Origin of the sequence: Saccharopolyspora sp. NPDC049357 (genome assembly GCF_040677225.1) — a bacterium.
GTDB lineage: Bacteria > Actinomycetota > Actinomycetes > Mycobacteriales > Pseudonocardiaceae > Saccharopolyspora.
This window is the reverse complement of sequence record NZ_JBFAQJ010000045.1, coordinates 24769-45053: the sequence shown is the minus strand read 5'-3', so window position 1 is coordinate 45053 and position 20285 is coordinate 24769. Positions and strand designations below refer to the sequence as shown.

Here is a 20285-nt window from a genome sequence, read left to right as displayed (position 1 = left end):
GGGACTGCACATGCCTGACGAGATGAACGTCGCGATCGAGAACCTGCGCACCCACGCGTCCAAAGTAGACGGTGTGGTGGACCAGCTGAGCACGGCCGTCGACGCCTCGCAGCAGGTTTCGCTGAACAACGACGCCTACGGCATCCTGTGCCGGCCCTTCGCGTGGATGATCGACCCGGTCGAGCAGAACGGCGTCGATGCGCTGCGGGAGGCCGTGACGTCGATGCGGCAGATCGCCGACGACGTGCGCGCCACCGCCGAGGACTACCAGCAGGTCGACGACTCCAACAGCGCCCTCATCCGAGGGGTCCAGCCGTGACGAACCCGCTCGTCGAGAAGCAGCCGGAGAGCAACGACGGCTTCATCACCCAGGGCAGCGGTGACGCGGGCTGGGCGAGCGGCATCGGCATCGCCGAATCCGTCAACGACGTCTCCAGCCTGAACGAAGGTTCGAGCTGGGTCGAGTCCGGGCTCGCCTACGGCGGGCTCGCGATGGAGGGCATCAGCCTCGCCGTCGACCCCATCGGCACCCTGCTCTCCTACGGGTTGTCCTGGCTGATCGAGCACGTCCAGCCGCTCAAGGAAGCTCTCGACTGGTTCGCAGGAGACCCCGACGGCGTCGCCGCCTACGGCAAGACCTGGGAGAACGTCTCCAAGGCTGTCGAGGAGGCCGCCCAGCAGTACGAGGACGCCGTCAAGGCCGACACCGCGAGCTGGACCGGTGCCGCGGGCGACGCCTACCGCAAGACCGCCGCCGAGAAGGGCGAAGCGCTCGCCGGAGCGGCGAAGCTCGCGGGGACCATCAGCTCGGTCGTGACGATCATGGGCGAGGTCGTCTCGTTCGTCCGCGAGTTCGTCCGGGACCTGGTCGCCGACTGCATCTCGCGGCTGATCACCTACGCGCTGGAAGCCGTGCTGCCGCCGATCGCATCGCTGGCCTGGGTGATTCCGCAGGCGGTCGCGTTCATCTCCAAGACGGTCACCAAGATCGCCGACATCGTCGGCAAGCTGACCAGGACGATCAGCAACGTCTCCCCGAAGCTCGCCAAGCTCGCCGAGGTCTTCGGCGACGTCATGAAAACCCTCGGCGACAAGGGCAAGGCCGGTGCCGGGGCGATCCGGAAGGTCGCCGAGAAGCTCGACGTCGCCGAGCGGATCGCGGAGAAGACGTGGAAGAAGGTCGACGACACCTTCGGCACCGACGTCGTCGGCAAGCACAACGCCAAGTTCGGCGGCGGCCCGGACGCGCCGAGCTCGGGGGCCGGCGAGTCGTCCTCGGGTGATTCGGCTTCCGGTGGTGGGGAGTCAGGTCCTCGGTCGTCGGGCGGTGCTTCGGGGCAGGGGGATTCGCCGTCTTCGGCCCGCTCGGAATCCACCGGGGAGAGCGGCTCTCCGCGTTCCGAGTCCACTTCGGACGATTCGTCCACTGGGAATTCCGCTGGCGGGCGCGGCGACGTGGGCGCGGATTCGCGGTCGAGCGCTGATTCGGGTGGATCGACGCGCACCGATTCCGGTGCCGGGTCGCAGGACGGTTCGAACTCCGGCGGTTCGGCTCGGTCCGACACCCAGTCGCAGGACGCGTCGGGCTCGACGCGATCCGACTCCGGTTCGGGATCGCAGTCGCAGGCGGATTCCAATCCGAGCTCGGGCTCTCAGCCGCACGCGGACTCCGGAGGACCGCAGGCTCGCCCCGATTCGGGGACCCAGTCGCACGCGGACCCGGGTGGAGCGACTCGCGCCGACACGGGGTCGAGCAACACCGGCTCGGGCGGTGCGACGTCCGGTGCGAACACCTCCGATGTCCCGCGAGCCCCCTCCAACACCTCGGCGGCCGCCGTCGACGCCCCGGCCAGGCCGGACGCGGCCGCTCCGCAGTCGGCCCCCGCGGCTCCGCGCCCGGACCAGCCGTCGGGCAACGCCCCTGCCGGCGCAGCGGGCTCTCCGGCGAGCCCGTCGGCTCCCGGCGGCGCAACGCCGTCGCCGCGCGGTGGACGTCAGGGGCAGGGCGGCTGGACTGGCACCTCGGGACATCCGGGCGCCGTCCGCGACCTGCTCACCAACGCGCCTCGGACGCCGCGTTCCCCGAGCCACCCCGCGGGCCCGCGCCCGGACGCCCCGGCCCCCGCGCACGCCCCCAGGGGCGGGATGCCACCTCGCCAGGCCCCGCACGCGCCCGGGCCGATGCGGCCCGTCCGGTCCGGCGCGCCCCACGCTCCGGTCCGTCAGGGAACGCCGGTGCAGCGACCGCAGAGCGCCCCGCCTCGGGCGCCCCACCTGCGCACCGCGGATTCGCCCCGCACGCCGATCCCGGCCCAGCGCGCTCCGGAAACGCCGAACAGCCTTGCTGAACAGCCAAAACTCGATGAGCCGAAGGTTTCGACGGCGGAGTCGATGGCGGCCGAGACCCCGCCGAAGGACCAGTGGCAGGCCGGTCATCACATGGTCGACCACACCCCTCGCCTCAACATCTCGCCCGAGCTCCGGGAGAAGCTCGGGCCGTTCCGACGCGACATCGAAGCCACCGGCGCGGGCCTGTCGTTCACCAAGCCCCCGGTGACGAACTACTTCGGCCGAGCCGAATGGGCGCACAAGCGGCCGAGGTGCTCGGTCGACCCGAACCGCTTCACGGTCGAGATGCACGGCGGCCCGAACGGCGTGAAGTTCAAGCACATCGATCTCGACGCCAAGGAACTCGCCGAGATCATCAGGGGCTCCTCGGGCTACAAGGAAGGCACGCCGATCCGCCTGGTCTCCTGCGAGACCGGCGCCGACGCGCCCGACGGCTCCAAGAACTTCGCCCAGCAGCTCTCCGAAGAACTGGGCGTGGAGGTGCTGGCCCCGAACACCAACGCGTGGGTCGACAACCACGGCAACATCTACGCCAGCGAATCCAGCGCCAAGTTCGACAAGGACGAGTCAGGCACCCCGAAACCCCGCCTCGACTCCCCCGGCGAGTGGACCGCCTTCCGCCCCGACGGCACCAAAGCCGTCCACAGCAGCCCCTACCCCCCAGGCCACCAACCGGAATGGGTCCGTCACGGCGTCCAAGCCGAGAGCGCCCAGATCCGAGGCATCTTCGGCCGACGCAAGGACGAAGACTTCTCCGTCGACCCGGTCACCGGCCACAACTACAGCAACGCACCCCCACAGGGGCACTACGGCCCGCCGCAGGGCCACGGCTACCACCCGCAGCAGCAGGGCTTCCAGCAAGCACCCAACCAGGGGTTCGCTCAGCAACCCCAGCATCAGGGCTACCCGCAGCAGGGCTACCAGCCGCAGGCGTACCCGCATCAGGGCTACCCGCAGCCCGGACCGGCACAGCCACACTCGCAACCGAGCGCGCCCCCGCACTACTCGAACCAGCCGTACCAGGGCTACCAGCAGCCGAATTCGCCGCAGGGGTATCCGCAGCACAGCGCTCCGCAAAATCACCCGCAGCAGCAGACGAGCGGTGGCTACCCGCAACAGCCGCAGCACGTCTCGCAGCAGGGCGGGTACTCGCCATACCCGCAACACCAGGCTGCGAACCCGCAACCTCCGCAACAAGGCGCCTACCCGCCCCCGCAGCATCCTCAGGGCGGGTACGCACCTCCGCAGCAGCCCGCGCACGCGCAGCCTCGGCAGAGCCCACCGCAGCAGCAGGGTTTCCCGCCACAAGGAGGGCGACCAAACGCCTTCCCGCCCAGCAATCCGGCACAGCCGTGGCACGGGGCGCAGAACACCCCCGCCTCTGCTCAGGGCGGGCACGGGCCGGGGGCACAACCCCAACAGCCGTACGGGCATGCGCCGAACGCCGCTGCGCCGAATTCGAACCCGGCCACGCCGGGCTCGCCCGGTCAACCGCAACAACCGCGGAACAACGCGACTCCGCAGCGCCCGTCGGCACCGCAGCAACCTGCCGCGCCAAAGGGTTCCGGGCCGCACCGCGTGCAACCGGACACCGGACGCCCCGTGTCCGAGTCGCCACGGAGTGCTCTGCCGCAACAAGGCCCGGTCGCTCAGCCGGGGCCTCGTCAACCGCAGGGACCACAGCCGCAGGCCGACCCGCGGGCGTCCCAGCCGAGCGTTCCTGCACAACCTCCGATGGGGCCGCCCCGAACACAGGACGCCCCAGCTCCGCAACCAGCACCCCGGCCGGAGGTCACACCCCCTCACGCTCAGACGCCAGCGGCCGCGCAGGAACCAAAGTCCGTTCAGCCAGCGAGCCCCGGTGTTTCGCACCAGGAACCATCGACGCCCACGGCCGAGACCGCGGGTGTGCCACGGAGCTTGGACGACTTCGATCCGGTAAGCCCTCAGACGACCCCACCCGCACGCGAAACGCCCTCGTCGGACGGTGGCCACCGGCAAGCGGTTTTCGACGACTTCGCTCCCTCAGGCCCGGACCCGACCCCCACGCTGGACAAGCCGTCGGACACCTCATGGCGGTCGGACTTCGACCCAGAGCCCCCGAAGGAGAACTCGCCAGAGCCGACGGACTCGAGCAAGGGCACGGACTCGCCGGCTTCAAACGATTTCGATCAGTCGCAGTCCCCGACACTCAGCGTTCGCGAGTCCTGGGAAAGTCTGGGCGTCACCCCGACGCACACGGAGCGCTATCACTCAGGTGATGACGCCGCACCCGACAGTCCTCCCAAGAGCCTCGCCGACTTCGACGAGCCGGGTGACGTGAATGAGTCTGTGAACTCGTCCAGGATCCAGGGCGCAATGGATGGTGGTTCCCTCGAACCGCTGAACGGTCCCGAGACCAATACGCCGGACTTGGGCACGCACGTTCCGGATCTGCCCGCACAGTACCCGCACGACTCCCCGTTAGCGCACGAGGCGATTCCAGAGCGACCTGATCGACTCGAAGTCGTCGGCGAGCAGAGTCCTTCGTTCCGGGCTACGGATGCAGATCGGCAGGTATACCAAGAACGCATCGAGCAGAGCCGGTTGCGCGGCAGGACGTTCGCGGACGCTGTCGCCGAATTGCGCGTCAAGTTCCCGGAGATGGCCCACCTGCCCGACGTCGAAGCTGTGGGGCTTCGCCGTTATGTGGGTGAGGACGCGGTCACGCTGAACCGAGCCCTGCGCACCCAGGAGGATTTGCCCTATCTAGCGGAAGAGATCAAGGTGCTGCGCAGCGCGCTCAACCAGATGCCGGACTACTCTGGGCCGACCGCGTACCGCAACATCGGCGTTGACCCCGATGAGTTGGACGCTCTGCTGGAGCGGTACAAGCCGGGGGCGAATGTTGTTGAGAACGGCTTCACCAGTGCCAGCAAGGACGCTCCGCTCGATCAATTCGGCAAGGCCGACGGCAAGCAGAGAGTTCAGTTCATCATCGACAACCCGCGCTCGGCCAAGGACCTGGAGTTCATGAACCCCGTCGAGCGGGAAATCGTCTGGCCGGACGGCAACCGCTTCGAGGTTTCGAAGCAGTACTTCGATCCTGATTCAGGCGAGTGGAAGATTCACCTGATCGACCATGGGCGGGAGTGAGTGTGGAAGAGCATCAGCGGACAAGCGCAGCGCTGACCGCGAAGTTCGCCGAACTGCTCACTCTTGATGAGCGAGCCGTGGTGGAAACGCGTGGTCGGTCGAAAGCGACGACGGACGATGAGTGGCGCAACGGTGAGCGTGTCACGCGCTACTGGGACGCGCAGCGCGTGCGGAGGGTCTTCGGGCGCAGCAGCGACGAGTTCTGCAAGGCGGTGCGCTACGACAAGACCATCAAGGACGCGTCCGCGTTCTACGGCATCGGCATGCACTTTCCGGCCGCTGCTTTGGAGTCCGTGCTGGCGGACATGGTGGTGCACGGTCGGCTGAGTTCGTCGGCTCAGATGACGCTGTTCACGCTGGACGCGGTGGTTCGTACGGAGACCGCGCGGCGTCAGACCAAGAGGCTGACACCACGCATGATCGGACTGCTGGGGCTGCTGCGGTGGCTGCACACGCAGGGTGCTCCGTGGGAGCGGGTCGTCACCGCGGAGCTTCGCGAGGAACTTCCCAAACCGACCGGGTGGCTGATCCAGGTTCCAGAGCTGTTCGATCGTCGCGACCCCGACCCGGTGTGCGTCGAGGCGCTGTCCGCGTTCGGGGAGCGGAACGCGTCGGGATGGTTCTCCAAGCGGATCAACAGCGCGAGGACGCCGTCCGTTCTACCCAGGGCGATCGCTCTTGCTGCGTGGTCGGACATACCGGAACGCGTCTTCGAGCAGGCCGTTGCGAACGCGCTGCTCACGCACGGGCACCCCGACGGATTTCTTAGTGCTGGCGCGTACGCGGTCCTGGTCAACACCTTGTTGGTCGGAGGCACGTTGGCAGATGGCATCGACGTGGTCGTCGACGAACTGGGCACGTGGCCGGATGAGAACGTCCAACGCGTGCTTCGTTCCTGTGAGCTGAGCGGACCGCCGCCCTCGCGGAACGAGCTCTCGGCCTTGGTCGAGGACGGTGCCGCCCCGAACGCCCTCGCCGTCGCCTTGACGGCCGCGGCGCGCGATGGTGACTTCGAGTCCGCGGTGCGGCGTGCGGCTGAGGTCATGCCGGAGGCGGCGCCGCTGGTCGGCGGATTCCACGGGGCTCGAAACGGTCGGCAGGAATTGCCGAGGGAGTGGCTCGACCGGTTGGAACTCCGTGATGTGGTCGACCGATTGGCCTTCGATGTCGCGGCTGTTCAGGTTGGGTTGCCTGAACGGTTCTGGACTCCTGAGTGGGCGGGACCCTACCCGGGGTTCTGAGTGGGGATGGGGACATGAACGAGAACCTTGCCGACCAGGGTGAGTTGACCCCGAACGAGTTGAGGACTCTTCAGGCGTGGCGAGAAATCAAGACTCGGCCGAGCTTGCTACCGATGTCGTGGTTCGAGGAGGTCGACACCCAGGTCGGCCTGGTGTACGGGGGAGACCGGAACAACCCGTTGGCCTGGCCGCGGCAGCAGTACCAGGTCTTGGGGCGAGTCCTGGGCATGCTCGTGGGCAGTGCTCTGGGGGACGTGCTCGGCGCCACGGCTGAAGCCGAAGGCATCACGAACGGCGGTGCACTGCTGGCCGCGATGCGGGAGCAGCCGTGGCGGGCACCCAACTCTGCGACTTCGGTGGCCGGCGTCCGGATCGCCATCGCCGCCTGCTCGGATCATCGGGCGGGTGCGGACCTCGACGCTGCTCTGATGGAGCGCGCCAACGAAGCGGAGTTCGGCGGGACGCTCGGTAGCTTTGCCGTGTCTGTTCCGGCAGCGCTGGTGAGCATCACCGCGTCGGACGAGGAGACCTTCCGGCGAGCGGTCGGACTGGCCGGGCTGCTCAGTGATGAGCCGGACGAACGGGCCAGTGCCGGTGTGTTCGCCGTGGCGCTCGTCCACGCGCTCAACGGGCACAAGCTCGGCTTGGAGCAACTCTCGGGACTGCTGATCGAGCAGACAGACAGCCCTGAGCTGCGTCGCCGGCTTCAGCGGCTCGCGACGGCGGGCGAAGACTTCAACGCGTCGGCGGTGCTCGCCGACCTCGGCAGTGGGCCCTCCGGCCCGGAATTGGTCACTCGCGCTCTCTGGCTCGGAGCACACAACACCGGTGGCTGGGCCGAGATGCTCCACGCCGTTGCGGGAGGGGACCGCTCCCGCAACGCGCAGGTGTCCGGCCTGCTCAGCGGCGCTCGGCGTGGTGCGGAGGCCTTCCCGTTGCTGTGGCGTCGAAAGCTCGAACCTGCTCGTCAGCTCGAATCCATCGCGGAGGCGTTCATGTCCGAGTTCGGTCCCGACGATGTGAGGCTGACCAAGGGAACGGAAGCACGTGCCGAGCCCACCCCGGTGCAGCCCGAGGGACAGGAACGGCCGGATGCCCACGAGCGGTTCCTCGGTTCCATGCTCGCTGGTGCGATGGGGGACGCGCTGGGGTATGCGATCGAGTTCGACGACATCGACATGATCCGGCGGCATCACGGGGCTGATGGGGTGACCGGGCCGGTGTCGCGGGACGGGGTCGCTCAGATCTCCGATGACACCCAGATGATGCTGTTCACGTTGGAGGGTCTGGTTCGCGCGCATGTCGCGCGGCGGGTGGAGCCGCGGGACAACGATCCGGTTCCCGAGGTGCAGCACGCGTATCAGCGCTGGTACCACACGCAGGGGCCGGAGTGGCGTACCGCGGGTGGGCCTTACGCGCAGCACCTGCAGCGGCCTGACGGCTGGTTGATCACCAACTGGGAGCTGTTCGCCTCGCGGGCTCCGGGGAGCACGTGCATGTCGGCTCTGGCGAACTTCGCGCAGACCGGGGTCTTCGCTACGCCGCAGCATCGGATCAACGATTCCAAGGGCTGTGGCGGTGTGATGCGGGCTGCGCCGGTCGCGGCGTGGTCGAACGATCCGAGCGAGGTCTTCCTCGTTGCGGTGCGGACTGCTGCGCTGACGCACAGTCATCCGAGCGGGTTCCTGTCGGCAGGAGTGTTGGCGGTGATCGTGCATCAATTGCTGCGCGAGGTTCCGCTGCACGATGCCGTGCGGATGGCGCGGGATCTGCTGACGCGGTGGCCGGAACACGAGGAGCAGCTGCAGGTCCTCGACCGTGCGGTGGCGTTGGCTGACCGTGGCCGTGTGTCGCCGGAGGAGTTGAAGGCAGAGCTCGGCGAGGGCTGGGTGGGCGAAGAAGCGCTCGCCATCGGCCTTTACGCCGTGCTGGCCACGGACAACCTGCGTGATGCGCTGTTGCTCTCGGTGAACCACTCCGGTGATTCGGACTCGACGGGGATCGTGTGCGGCAACATCGGCGGCGCGCTGTACGGAACTCGCGCCATTCCGGCGGAGTGGCTGCAGACCTTGGAGCTGCGCCAGATCATCGAGACCCTCACCAACGACGCCCTGGCGGAGTTCAGCCCCGGCCCTCCGACCGACCCGTCGTGGACCCAGCGCTACCCCGCCTGGTGACTCTCTTTCGAGCAGGCTCCTGAGGTGCGGATGGTAGTGATGGGTAGTACTGGGGATGAGACTGCGCGCAGGCCTATCAGGTGGACTCTGCTGGGAGGCGAGGGGCTCGTTGCGGAGCGTGCGCAGCGGTTCCTCGGTGCGGTTGTCGGGGCGTTGATCGGTGACTCGCTGGGCCACCGGGTGGCTTCTTTGGGCTGGCCGGAGATCCGGGAGCGGTTCGGCGAGTCCGGTGCGACCTCGCTGGAGGCGCGCACCGAGGATGAGCGGATGTCGGACGGTCTGGTGATGCTGGCGTTGTCGCTGGACGGCCGGATCAGGCTCGATCGTGCGCTGGTTCGCGGTGCGGATCCCGTGGCTGAGCTGCGCGCTACCTATGAACTGTGGACGTCGGGTTCTGCGGAGGCATCGCAACGGGCAGGCTGGTTGGGAAAGCATCTTCCGCAACGGATTCGCGGTTCTGGTGCGGTTGACGCCGTCGCGGCAGGTCTGTCCGGGCGACCGCTGAACCTGCCGGAATTCCTGTACGCGGCCATTCCCGCCAGTTCGTGGTCGCAGAGCCGTCGAGAGGTCATCGCGCACGCAGAGCAGGTGCGCGGCGTGCTCGGGAAATCCGGTGAGTCCGTAGCCGCGGTGCAAGCTCTGGCGGTGATCCTGCAGCAGGCCGTGATGACCAGGAACTACGTCCGCGGTTTCGGTCAGGTCATCGAGGTCGACGCCGATGAGTTCGGTTCCGGGCGCGAGGAGCTGCTGCACCTCATGCGGGCCGCTGATGCCTTGGCCCGCCCGGGCATCACGCCTGAGCAGGTCGAGACCCTCGGTGAGGGTTCTACACCTGCTTCTGCGCTGGCGATCGCCGCGTGCGCGGTGCAATCCGCGGCGACGGACTTCGATGAAGCGATGCGAATCGCGGTCAACCACTCCGGCAACAGCGTGGTGACCGGAGCGCTGGCTGGGGCGATCATGGGTGCCGGCTTCGAAGGTCTCGACGTGATCCCCTCGCACTGGGCTGAAGGACTGTCGACGTCGGCCAAGCTGGTCTACCGGCTCGCCCAGGACGTTCCTGCGCAGCTTGGTGACGTTCCCCGCGAGGACGAGGAATGGAATCAGCGGTACCCGTTCCTGAGCGAAACCCGATCGGACACAGCAATGTCATCTGCTGCTTCACCCATCCATGCGCACGAGCGGTTCTTGGGGTCGATGCTCGGTGGGGCGATGGGAGATGGGCTCGGGTATGCGATCGAGTTCAAGGACATCGAGGTGCTTCGGCGGGATTACGGGCCTGCCGGGGTTACCGGGCCTGTGCTTCGGCAGGGGGTTGCCCGGGTTTCTGATGACACGCAGATGATGCTGTTCACGCTCGAAGGGCTGATTCGGGCGCATGTGGCTCGGCGGATGAAGCCGACCGACAACGATCCGGTTCCTGAGGTGCAGCACGCGTATCAGCGCTGGTACCACACGCAGGGGCGGGACTGGTTGACCGCAGGTGGTCCCTATGCGCAGCACCTGCGCCGGCCCGACGGCTGGTTGATCACCAACCCGGGGTTGTTCGATACCCGGGCTCCGGGGAACACCTGCATGACGGCTTTGTCGAACTTCGCGCAGACGGGGGTTTCGGCTACTCCGCAGCATCGGATCAACGATTCCAAGGGTTGCGGCGGTGTCATGCGGGCTGCGCCGGTGGCCGTGTGGTCGAACGATCCTGCGGAGGTGTTCTACGCGGCTGTCGGGACTGCTGCGTTGACGCACGGCCATCCCAGCGGGTTCTTGTCGGCCGGGGTGTTGGCGGTGATCGTGCACCAGCTGATCCGCGCGGTTCCGCTGCGCGAGTCGGTGCGGTTGGCGCGGGAGTTGCTGACGCGGTGGCGGGAGCACGAGGAACAGCTTCAGATCCTCGACAGGGCGGTCGCGCTGGCCGAGCGCGGAGTCGTTTCGCCCGAGGAGATCGCGCAGGGGCTGGGTGGTGGCTGGGTCGGCGAGGAGGCTCTCGCGATCGGGCTCTACGCCGTTCTGGCCACCGACAACCTGCGCGATGCACTGCTTCTTTCGGTGAACCACTCGGGGGACTCGGACTCCACCGGGATGGTGTGCGGCAACATTGGCGGGGCGCTCCACGGGGCCCGGGCCGTTCCAGCGGACTGGTTGGGGACCCTCGAACTGCGCGGACTGGTCGAAACCGTGGCCAAGGATGCGCTGGCGGAGTTCAGCCCGGGACCGCCGACGGACCCGGGGTGGGCGCAGCGCTACCCCGCCTGGTGAGCAACGAGGAGAAGGCGATGACCGACCCGCAACGACAGCTGAGCTGGGCCGATCGTTTCCGAGGTGCGCTGCTCGGCGGTGCCGTGGGCGATGCCCTCGGTGCCGGGGTCCGGCACACCTCGACCGCCGAGATACAGCAGTGGTTCGGCCCGCGCGGCGTCGTCGACTACCTCCCCGTCTACGGGAGGCGCGGCGCCGTCACCGACCTGACGCAGCTCACCGTGTTCACCCTCGAAGGCCTGCTGCGCGCCAAGGCCGAGGGCTGCACCGGCTTACCGACCGAGTTCGTCTTCGCCAACCACCTGCGCTGGCTGCACACCCAGGGCGTGCCGTGGGAGTTCGCGATGTCGGCGTTCGCGGCGACCGAACCCGCGCCCACCAGCTGGCTGCTGGAACGCCGCGAGCTGTACTCGACCCGCAACCCGGCCGGCAACGCCCTCGGACTGCTCGGACGCATGGCGGCGCGGTCGCCGCTGGGACCCGACGGTCGCCTGCACCCGCCGGTCGACGCCGACGGTTCCGCCGACTACCCGGTGCTGGCAGCCCCGGCGATGGTGTGGTCCAACGTGCCCGAAGGCGTGTACGCGGCGGGCGCGGGCATCGCGAACCTCTACACCTCCGGCGCCAACTCCGTCGCCGCAGCCGGTGTGCACGCCGACGTGCTGGCGCAGCTCATCCGCGGCATCCCGCTGTGGGACGCCGTCACCAGCTCCGACCAGCGCAGGCTCAACGCCGCCTACCGGGTGGCCGGGGTGCCCGCCGACGTGCGGCGAACCGTGCACGCGGCCATGTTCACCGGTCAGCGCGGCGGCACCCCCGGCCCGCTGGACATCGACATCGAGTTCGACGTCGCCGACAAACCCGGTGAGCTCGGCATCGCGCTCGCCGCGGTCGGCAGCACCCGCACCTTCGCCGACGCCGTGCAGGTCGCGGTGAACAACTCCGCCGACAGCGCCGTCACGGGTGCCCTCGCCGGTCAGCTCGCGGGTGCGCTGCACGGCCCCGCCGCGATTCCCGCGCAGTGGCTGGACGAACTCGAACTCCGCCAGGTCATCGAGACCTTGTGCGGTGATGCGACCGAGGCGTTCGCGCCGCCGCCACCGCCGCAGTGGGCGCAGCGCTACACGCGCGGAGCCCAGCAGACCGGACCTCGCCAGATCCCCGCCGGACCAGCGAAGACCGTCGAGGGCTCCGCCGAGCAGACGATGGTGATGCCGGCGATCACGGCCGACACCCCGCCGCCCGCCGCCCAGCCCGCCTCGCCGCGGCCGACCGCGCCGGAGCCGCCGGTCGCTCAACGGCCCGTCGCCCCGCAGCCCCCAGTCGCGCCGCAGCCCCCAGTCACGCCGCAGCCTCCGGAGCCGCCGGTCGCGCAGGCCCCCGCGCCGGAACCCGTCGTCAAGCCGGAACCGCCTGCGCGTGAGGAGATTCCGCGATTCGAGGTGCGGAACACCGGCCAGATCGGCGCTCCGACGTTCCCGGCCTCCGCGCCCGCTGCCGAACCCGAGCGGGAAACCGAGACCACCGCGGTCTTCGCGGCCATCGGCTCCGAGCCCGAACCGGAACCCGATCGGACCCCCGTCGACCTCGAACCGCGTCCCCGCGCGCCCATCGACCTCCACCCGGGCGAAGCCGACGAGCCCGAACCGGAGATCGCCGAACCCGCGCCGATCCCCGAAACACCCGTGGTCGACCTCGAACCCGAGCCGGAACCCGAGTCGGAGACCGAAACGACGCAGGTCGTCGAGGCCGTGTCCGACTCCGGTGAGCCCGCGGGCTCCACCGTCGTGGACGTGAGCGGCATCGGTTCGCCCTTCGACCTGATCGCCGTCCCCACGCGCGACGACAACGAGCCCGAGCCGGACGCCCGCTTCACCCGCGACTCCGATCCCGAACTCCGCTTCGCCGACGCCGAGCCGGAGCCGACGCCGATCGACCTGAGACCGGACTCCGACGTGGTTCCCAACGTCGTTCCGGCTCTCGCGAAGCTCTCATCGATCGAGCCGGAACCCGAACCGGTCGACGAGGAAGTCGAAGTGGTCGCGGAGGAGGCGGAGGAAGTCACCGCCGAGCCGGAGGACTCCGAAGCCGAGGTCACCGAGGCGGAAGTCGCCGAGACCGAAGACACCGAGCCGGAGCACACCGAAGCCGAGTTCGCCGCACCGGAAGACAACGAGCCGGAAGACGTTCAGGCTGAAGACACCGAGCCGGAAGACACCAGCGCCGAAGTCGTCGAAGAGGTTGAGGACGAGGCGACGGAAGAACCGCAGGAAGTCGAACCGGGCGAAACCGAGCCGGGCGACGTCGAGCGGGACGAACTCGGGCGAGGCGACGCCGAGCAGGGCGAGCCCGAGCTGCACGAACCCGCGCGGGATGAAACCGAGTCGGACGAGACCGAGCCTGACGAGCCAGAGCCTGACGAGGTCGCCTTCACCGAGGAGCCGGAGGAAGCCGAGTCGGCCACCTTCGCCGAGGAGCCGGCGGAGGACGTCGCTCCCGACCTCGACGAACCAGAAGACGACGTCACCACCGAGGACGCCGCGCCGGACACCGAGGACGGCGCCGCGGCTGAACCCGAGGACACCGCGGTCGACGTCGGCGAGGACATCCCCGCCGAGCCGGAACCGCAGGTGGTCGAGGCCCTTCCGATCTCGGTCGGCCGCCGAGTGCACGGCAAGAGCGAGGGGCCGGGCGACGCCGCGCCGTCGCTGACCGAGCGGGTCCTGGGCTGCTTCCTCGGAGGCGCACTCGGCGACGCGCTGGGCGCGGACCTGGAGTTCATCACCGCCGCGCAGATCACCGAGCGCTTCGGCGCGACCGGTCCCAGCGGCCTGCGCGAGGCGTACGGCGTGCACGGGGCGATCACCGATGACACGCAGATGACGCTGTTCACCGCGGAGGGCCTGATCCGGGGAAGCGTCGCCGCGCGCACCCTCGGTGCCGTGGACCCGCTGCCCGAGGTGCAGCTGGCCTACCAGCGCTGGCTGCACACCCAGGGGATCGAGTGGGACGCGGCGGCCGGCGAGTTCTTCGCCGACCACCCCGTGCCGGACGGCTGGTTGATCGAGGTCGCGGGCCTGTTCCACACCCGCGCCCCGGGCAAGACCATCTTCCGGGCGCTGACCGCCTTCGGCGACGGGCACCGGGCCGGTTCGCTGACCGAGAAGATCAACGACTCCAAGGGCTGCGGCGGGGCGATGCGCGCGGCACCGGTCGCGCTGACCTCCACCGATCCGGCCGAGGTGTTCGAGCTCGCGGCGCGCACCGCCGCGCTCACCCACAGCCACCCGGCCGGCTACCACTCCGCGGGCGCGCTGGCGGTGATCGTGCAGCAGGCGCTGCTGGGCCGCAGCCTCGACGACGGCGTGTGGCTGGCCCTGCAGGTGCTGGAGACCTGGGACGACCACGAGGAGACCACCGCGGCGATCAAGGCCGCCGTGGACCTGGCGGCCGAGGGCGTGCCGACGCCGGAGCGCGTCGCCGAGGTCCTCGGTGGTGGCTGGGTCGGCGAGCAGGCCGTGGCGATCGCGGTGTGCGCGGCGCTGGTGGCCGGTGAGGACGTGGAACTGGCGCTGAAGATCGCCGTGCATCACGACGGCGACAGCGACTCCACCGGCGCGATCTGCGGCAACATCGTCGGCGCGCTGCAGGGTGTGAGCGCGCTGCCGCTGGACTGGCTGGCCGAGCTGGAGCTGCGCGACGTCATCGAGCAGATGGCGCTGGACTGCGTCGCCGAGTTCGGCCGCGGAGGCTTCCAGCCGGGCCGCGCCGCCATCGACCCGCCGTCCGACCAGGACTGGAACGAGCGCTACCCGGTTCGGCCGCAGTGGTCGTCCGAACCGGCGACCGTCGGTGCCGACGCCGGGGGGTTCCCGTCGCCGAAGCCGGCACCTCGCCGCCGCCTCGACGGGGTGGCGAGCACCGAAACCGTTGAGGGGGACAGTTGATCAACGTCAGGCAGGGTGACCCGTTCCCGGTGCACCCGCCGTTCCCGGCGCCGGCCGCGTTCGGCGCGTTCCCGGACCGCACCGCGCAGCTGGCGGAGCTGCTGCAGGTGCTGCGAGCGGCGGTGGGCTCCGGCGAGGTCCGCTGCACCGCGCTGGGGACCCGCTTCGAGACCGACGGGAGCGATGAAGTCTTCGAACTGCTGCGCCGGATCCGCGACGTCGGCTACCGCCCGGACACCGGGGCCTGGACGTCCGCGGTGTTCTCCGGAGGTGAGCTGCACACCTCCCACGCCGAGCCGCAGTGGCGGAACGCGCCCGAGGACGGCCGCGCGCACCTCGACGAACTGCGGTTCTACCCGCGCCGCGACCCCGAGCAGTGGCTGCTCGCCCCGGCCTGGGACTACTTCGTCGACGCCGTCACCTACCCGGACGGGGCGACCGGCCCGCTGCGGATGCTGCCCGTGTTCGACGGCCGCGACGCCCAGGGCAGGCCGCAGGTGTTCCGGCCGGCGGTGCCGTGGATCGAGAAGCGCGAGGTGTTCAGCTACCTCAACGGTGGCGAGATCGTGCTGTCGGCGATGTCCACCGACGCCGACGAGCTCGACCCGGCGCGCGGCTCCGAGGTGCCCAAGCAGTTCCACACCGACGGCGTGTGGGTGTGGCCGCAGGCGATGGCCTACTACCTCGAAGAGCACGACGTCGCGCCGCCGCCGGAGTTCCTCGACCAGATCCGCCGCGCCCGCTACCAGGCGCCGACGACGGTCGCCGACGTCAAGTCGGCCGAGGCCAAGTCGCTGATCCTGGCCACCGACCCCGCCTCGATGCTGGCCCACCGGCCGGAGGACGCGTTCGCGGCTGTCGGCGCGCACCTGGCGGCGCAGGGCGTGAGCAGCCGGTTCTACAGCTTCGACGAGCCGGTCGGTGGCGGCTGGAGCATGCGGCCCGAGCCGGACGGCTGGTGGGCGGTGGAGGCCCACGACGACCGGCCGAACCCCAAGCACCGCTTCCCGGACCCGTGGACGGCGGGTTTCTTCCTGATCGGCGCGATGACCGTCGAGCGCGACCGCTACCTCCGGGAGCCGGACGAGCCGCTGCTGGACTTCGAGTGCCCGTGGCCGGAGATGGCCGACGAGCCGCCGCTGTCTTCCTACGACCAGAAGTTCGTGGTCCAGCTGCAGCCCGGTGACGAGCTCGACCGCTTCGGCGAACCGGTCGGCAACACCGCGTTCGTCGCGGGCACCACGATCCCGCAGCGCAGCATGCCGCCGAGTGGACAGCCGGGGCAGTACCGCCGCTACCGGGTGGTGAAGGCGTTCGACGCCATCACGGGCGTCGCCAGGCCCGAGCACGGCCAGGTCGGTGGCGGGACCGCCTACGTCCTGCCCAACTCCCTGAAAGTCCTGACCGAAGAGGGCTGGCTGACCGAAGCCTGAGCCGTCGCCGAGAACGGGGTGTCCGCGCGGACACCCCGTTCTCGGATGGCGGGAGGGGCTTGTCACACGGGGTAGAATCCTGTGAGAAGTCGATGAGAGCTCGCACCTCATCTGTGGCGCGGAGCCCGCGCCGGGTGATCGAGCAGGTCAAGGGGACCCCCGTTTTGACCCTCTGAGAACGGGGCGGGTATCTTTGTTTATCGGACCCGACGCCAATCGGGTCGATCCGCATGCCCGTGCATGACGTGGCCGCCCGAGTGGAGGGCCGCGGCAGCGCCGAGGATGTGTGGAACTCTTCCGAAAACCCTCTGGGGTCTACCTCGGTTTCGGCCGGAACAGGCGCTGTGAGGGCCGAGGAGCGGGCGACACGCCCGACCTCGTGTGCGGGGGAGTCCCGAAACACAGTGCCTGACAGGTGCTCGACGCCCAGGGCACGCCGAAGCTCGAACGAGCGGCTGCTTGGTCGAGTACCTAAAAGACGCGAACGCTGACAGAAAGCCGGTCCATGCCCACCATCCAGCAGCTGGTCCGTAAGGGCCGCCAGGACAAGGTCGCCAAGACCAAGACCGCGGCGCTCAAGGGGAGCCCGCAGCGGCGTGGCGTGTGCACCCGCGTGTACACGACCACCCCGAAGAAGCCCAACTCGGCCCTGCGCAAGGTCGCTCGTGTCAAGCTGACCAGCGGCATCGAGGTCACGGCCTACATCCCGGGTGAGGGCCACAACCTGCAGGAGCACTCGATCGTGCTCGTTCGTGGCGGCCGTGTGAAGGACCTGCCCGGCGTGCGCTACAAGATCATCCGTGGTTCCGCTGACACCCAGGGTGTGAAGAACCGCAAGCAGGCTCGCAGCCGCTACGGCGCGAAGAAGGAGAAGAGCTGATGCCCCGCAAGGGTCCGGCCCCGAAGCGGCCGCTGCACGCTGATCCCGTGTACGGCTCGCCGCTGGTCACGCAGCTGGTGAACAAGATCCTCGTGGACGGCAAGCGTTCGCTGGCCGAGAAGATCGTCTACGCGGCCCTGGAAGGCTGCCGGGAGAAGACCGGCACCGACCCGGTCGTCACGCTGAAGCGTGCCCTGGACAACGTCAAGCCGACCCTGGAGGTCCGCAGCCGCCGTGTCGGTGGCGCGACCTACCAGGTGCCGATCGAGGTGCGGGCCGGCCGGTCCACCACTCTCGCGCTGCGCTGGCTGACCACCTACTCGCGGCAGCGTCGTGAGAAGACCATGGTCGAGCGCCTCATGAACGAGCTGCTGGACGCGAGCAACGGCCTCGGCGCGAGCGTCAAGAAGCGCGAAGACACGCACAAGATGGCGGAGTCCAACAAGGCCTTCGCGCACTACCGCTGGTGAAATCTGGTGGGTCTTGCCCGCCAGCCGAACCGATTCGACAGCTTTGCACCTGTCACCGCGACTTGCACCTGCTGTTAGGGAACGGGGAAGAATCTCGTGGCACGCGACGTGCTGACTGACCTGACCAAGGTCCGCAACATCGGCATCATGGCCCACATCGATGCGGGCAAGACCACCACGACCGAGCGGATCCTGTACTACACCGGGATCACGTACAAGATCGGCGAGGTGCACGACGGCGCCGCGACGATGGACTGGATGGAGGAGGAGCAGAAGCGGGGTATCACCATCACCTCGGCTGCTACCACCACCTTCTGGGGCGACACCCAGATCAACATCATCGACACCCCCGGCCACGTCGACTTCACCGTCGAGGTGGAGCGGTCGCTGCGCGTCCTCGACGGCGCGGTCGCGGTGTTCGACGGCAAGGAAGGTGTCGAGCCCCAGTCCGAGCAGGTCTGGCGCCAGGCGGACAAGTACGACGTCCCGCGCATCTGCTTCGTCAACAAGATGGACAAGCTGGGTGCGGACTTCTACTACACCGTCGGCACCATCGAGGACCGGCTGCACGCCAAGCCGCTGGTCCTGCAGCTGCCGATCGGTGCGGAGTCCGACTTCCAGGGCGTCATCGACCTGGTCCAGATGAAGGCTCTGACCTGGCGTGGTGAGGTGTCCAAGGGCACCGACTACGCGGTCGAGGAGATCCCGGCGGAGCTGGCCGACAAGGCCGCCGAGTACCGGGAGAAGCTGGTCGAGGCCGTCGCCGAGACCGATGAGGACCTCATGGAGGCCTACTTCGGTGGCGAGGAGCTGACCCTGGAGCAGATCAAGGAAGGCATCCGCAAGATCACCGTCGAGCGCAGCGCGTTCCCGGTTCTGTGCGGTACCGCGTTCAAGAACAAGGGCGTTCAGCCCATGCTCGACGCGGTCGTCGACTACCTGCCCTCGCCGCTGGACGTCCCCGCCGTGCAGGGAACCCTGCCGGACGGTGAGACCCCGGCGGAGCGCAAGCCGCGCACCGACGAGCCGTTCGCCGCGCTGGTCTCCAAGATCGCGGTGCACCCGTTCTTCGGCAAGCTGACCTACATCCGGGTCTACTCCGGCAAGGTCGCCTCCGGTGCCCAGGTCATCAACTCGACCAAGGGCCGCAAGGAGCGCATCGGGAAGATGTTCCAGATGCACTCCAACAAGGAGAACCCGGTCGAGGAGATCCAGGCCGGTCACATCTACGCGGTGATCGGTCTCAAGGAGACCACCACCGGTGACACCTTGTGCGACTCCGCGAACCCCATCGTCCTCGAGTCGATGACGTTCCCGGCGCCGGTCATCGAGGTGGCCATCGAGCCCAAGACGAAGGCTGACCAGGAGAAGCTCTCCACGGCGATCCAGAAGCTCGCCGAGGAGGACCCGACGTTCCAGGTGAAGCTGGACGACGAGACCGGTCAGACGATCATCAAGGGCATGGGTGAGCTGCACCTCGAGGTGCTGGTCAACCGCATGAAGACCGACTTCAAGGTCGAGGCGAACATCGGTAAGCCGCAGGTGGCCTACCGCGAGACGATTCGCAAGTCGATCGAGAAGTACGAGTACACGCACAAGAAGCAGACCGGTGGTTCCGGTCAGTTCGCGCGCGTGATCATCAAGCTCGACCCGATCGAGCAGACGTCCGACAGCGCGACCTACGAGTTCGACAACAAGGTCACCGGTGGTCGGATCCCGCGGGAGTACATCCCGTCGGTTGACCAGGGTGCGCAGGACGCCATGCAGTACGGCGTGCTGGCCGGCTACCCGCTGGTCGGCGTGAAGGTGACCTTGCTCGATGGTCAGTACCACGAGGTCGACTCGTCGGAAATGGCCTTCAAGGTCGCCGGTTCGATGGCGCTCAAGGAGGCATCCGCCAAGGCTTCTCCGGCGCTGCTCGAACCGATGATGGCGGTCGAGGTGACCACGCCCGAGGACTACATGGGCGAGGTCATCGGAGACCTGAACTCCCGCCGTGGCCACATCCAGGCCATGGAGGAGCGCAGCGGTACCCGCGTCGTCAAGGCTCTCGTGCCGCTGTCCGAGATGTTCGGGTACGTCGGCGACCTGCGGTCCAAGACCCAGGGTCGTGCCAACTACTCGATGGTGTTCGACTCCTACGCCGAGGTTCCGGCCGGTGTGGCTAAGGAGATCATCGCCAAGGCAACGGGCGAGTGACCCGCTGGTCGGCCTCGGGTGACCGGGGCCGGCCAAGAGGCGACGCCTCGCGAAGGCGACCGGGGAGCAATCCCCTCCAGACGGCGGCGAGCGGCCCGCGACCACTTCGGAAGCGATCCGCTCGTCACCTACCCGACAGGACTCCGCCTGGCACAACAAGTCGTACGGCGGAAAGTTAACAAGTCCAGGAGGACAATC

At 68.7% G+C, this 20285-nt stretch carries 10 protein-coding genes; all 10 read left to right on the top strand.

Features of this window, described 5'->3' with window-relative positions:
* The first annotated feature begins 10 nt into the window (after positions 1–10).
* The 10 genes from AB0J91_RS28015 to fusA all read left to right on the top strand — a co-directional run bounded on the left by AB0J91_RS28015 (position 11) and on the right by fusA (position 20087).
* Entirely contained in the window at positions 11–319 is a 309-nt protein-coding gene (locus AB0J91_RS28015; RefSeq protein ID WP_363874645.1) for an ESX-1 secretion-associated protein, read from the top strand.
* Positions 316–5484, top strand: a complete 5169-nt coding sequence (locus AB0J91_RS28010; protein ID WP_363874643.1) for a hypothetical protein — start codon at positions 316–318, stop codon at positions 5482–5484. Before AB0J91_RS28015 ends, AB0J91_RS28010 begins: the two co-directional genes overlap by 4 nt.
* On the top strand, positions 5448–6725 hold the full coding sequence (locus AB0J91_RS28005; protein WP_363874640.1) for an ADP-ribosylglycohydrolase family protein: 1278 nt from the start codon (positions 5448–5450) through the stop codon (positions 6723–6725). The genes AB0J91_RS28010 and AB0J91_RS28005 overlap by 37 nt, the downstream gene beginning before the upstream one ends.
* On the top strand, positions 6698–8902 hold the full coding sequence (locus AB0J91_RS28000; RefSeq protein WP_363874637.1) for an ADP-ribosylglycohydrolase family protein: 2205 nt from the start codon (positions 6698–6700) through the stop codon (positions 8900–8902). Before AB0J91_RS28005 ends, AB0J91_RS28000 begins: the two co-directional genes overlap by 28 nt.
* Before the next feature lie 30 nt (positions 8903–8932).
* Complete coding sequence (locus AB0J91_RS27995; protein ID WP_363874655.1) at positions 8933–11158, top strand: ADP-ribosylglycohydrolase family protein; 2226 nt, start codon at positions 8933–8935, stop codon at positions 11156–11158.
* Positions 11159–11175: 17 nt separating this feature from the next.
* Complete coding sequence (locus AB0J91_RS27990) at positions 11176–15105, top strand: ADP-ribosylglycohydrolase family protein (protein WP_363874634.1); 3930 nt, start codon at positions 11176–11178, stop codon at positions 15103–15105.
* Positions 15102–16538: a TNT domain-containing protein gene (locus AB0J91_RS27985; RefSeq protein ID WP_363874632.1), complete on the top strand. Its 1437-nt coding sequence runs from the start codon at positions 15102–15104 to the stop codon at positions 16536–16538. Before AB0J91_RS27990 ends, AB0J91_RS27985 begins: the two co-directional genes overlap by 4 nt.
* Before the next feature lie 505 nt (positions 16539–17043).
* Entirely contained in the window at positions 17044–17418 is a 375-nt protein-coding gene (gene rpsL, locus AB0J91_RS27980; protein WP_009948619.1) for a 30S ribosomal protein S12, read from the top strand.
* Positions 17418–17888 (top strand): 30S ribosomal protein S7, encoded by a 471-nt coding sequence (rpsG, locus tag AB0J91_RS27975; RefSeq protein WP_132673935.1) that lies wholly within the window; start codon positions 17418–17420, stop codon positions 17886–17888. Before rpsL ends, rpsG begins: the two co-directional genes overlap by 1 nt.
* A gap of 96 nt (positions 17889–17984) precedes the next feature.
* Complete coding sequence (gene fusA, locus AB0J91_RS27970; protein WP_363786233.1) at positions 17985–20087, top strand: elongation factor G; 2103 nt, start codon at positions 17985–17987, stop codon at positions 20085–20087.
* Positions 20088–20285 lie beyond the last annotated feature (198 nt).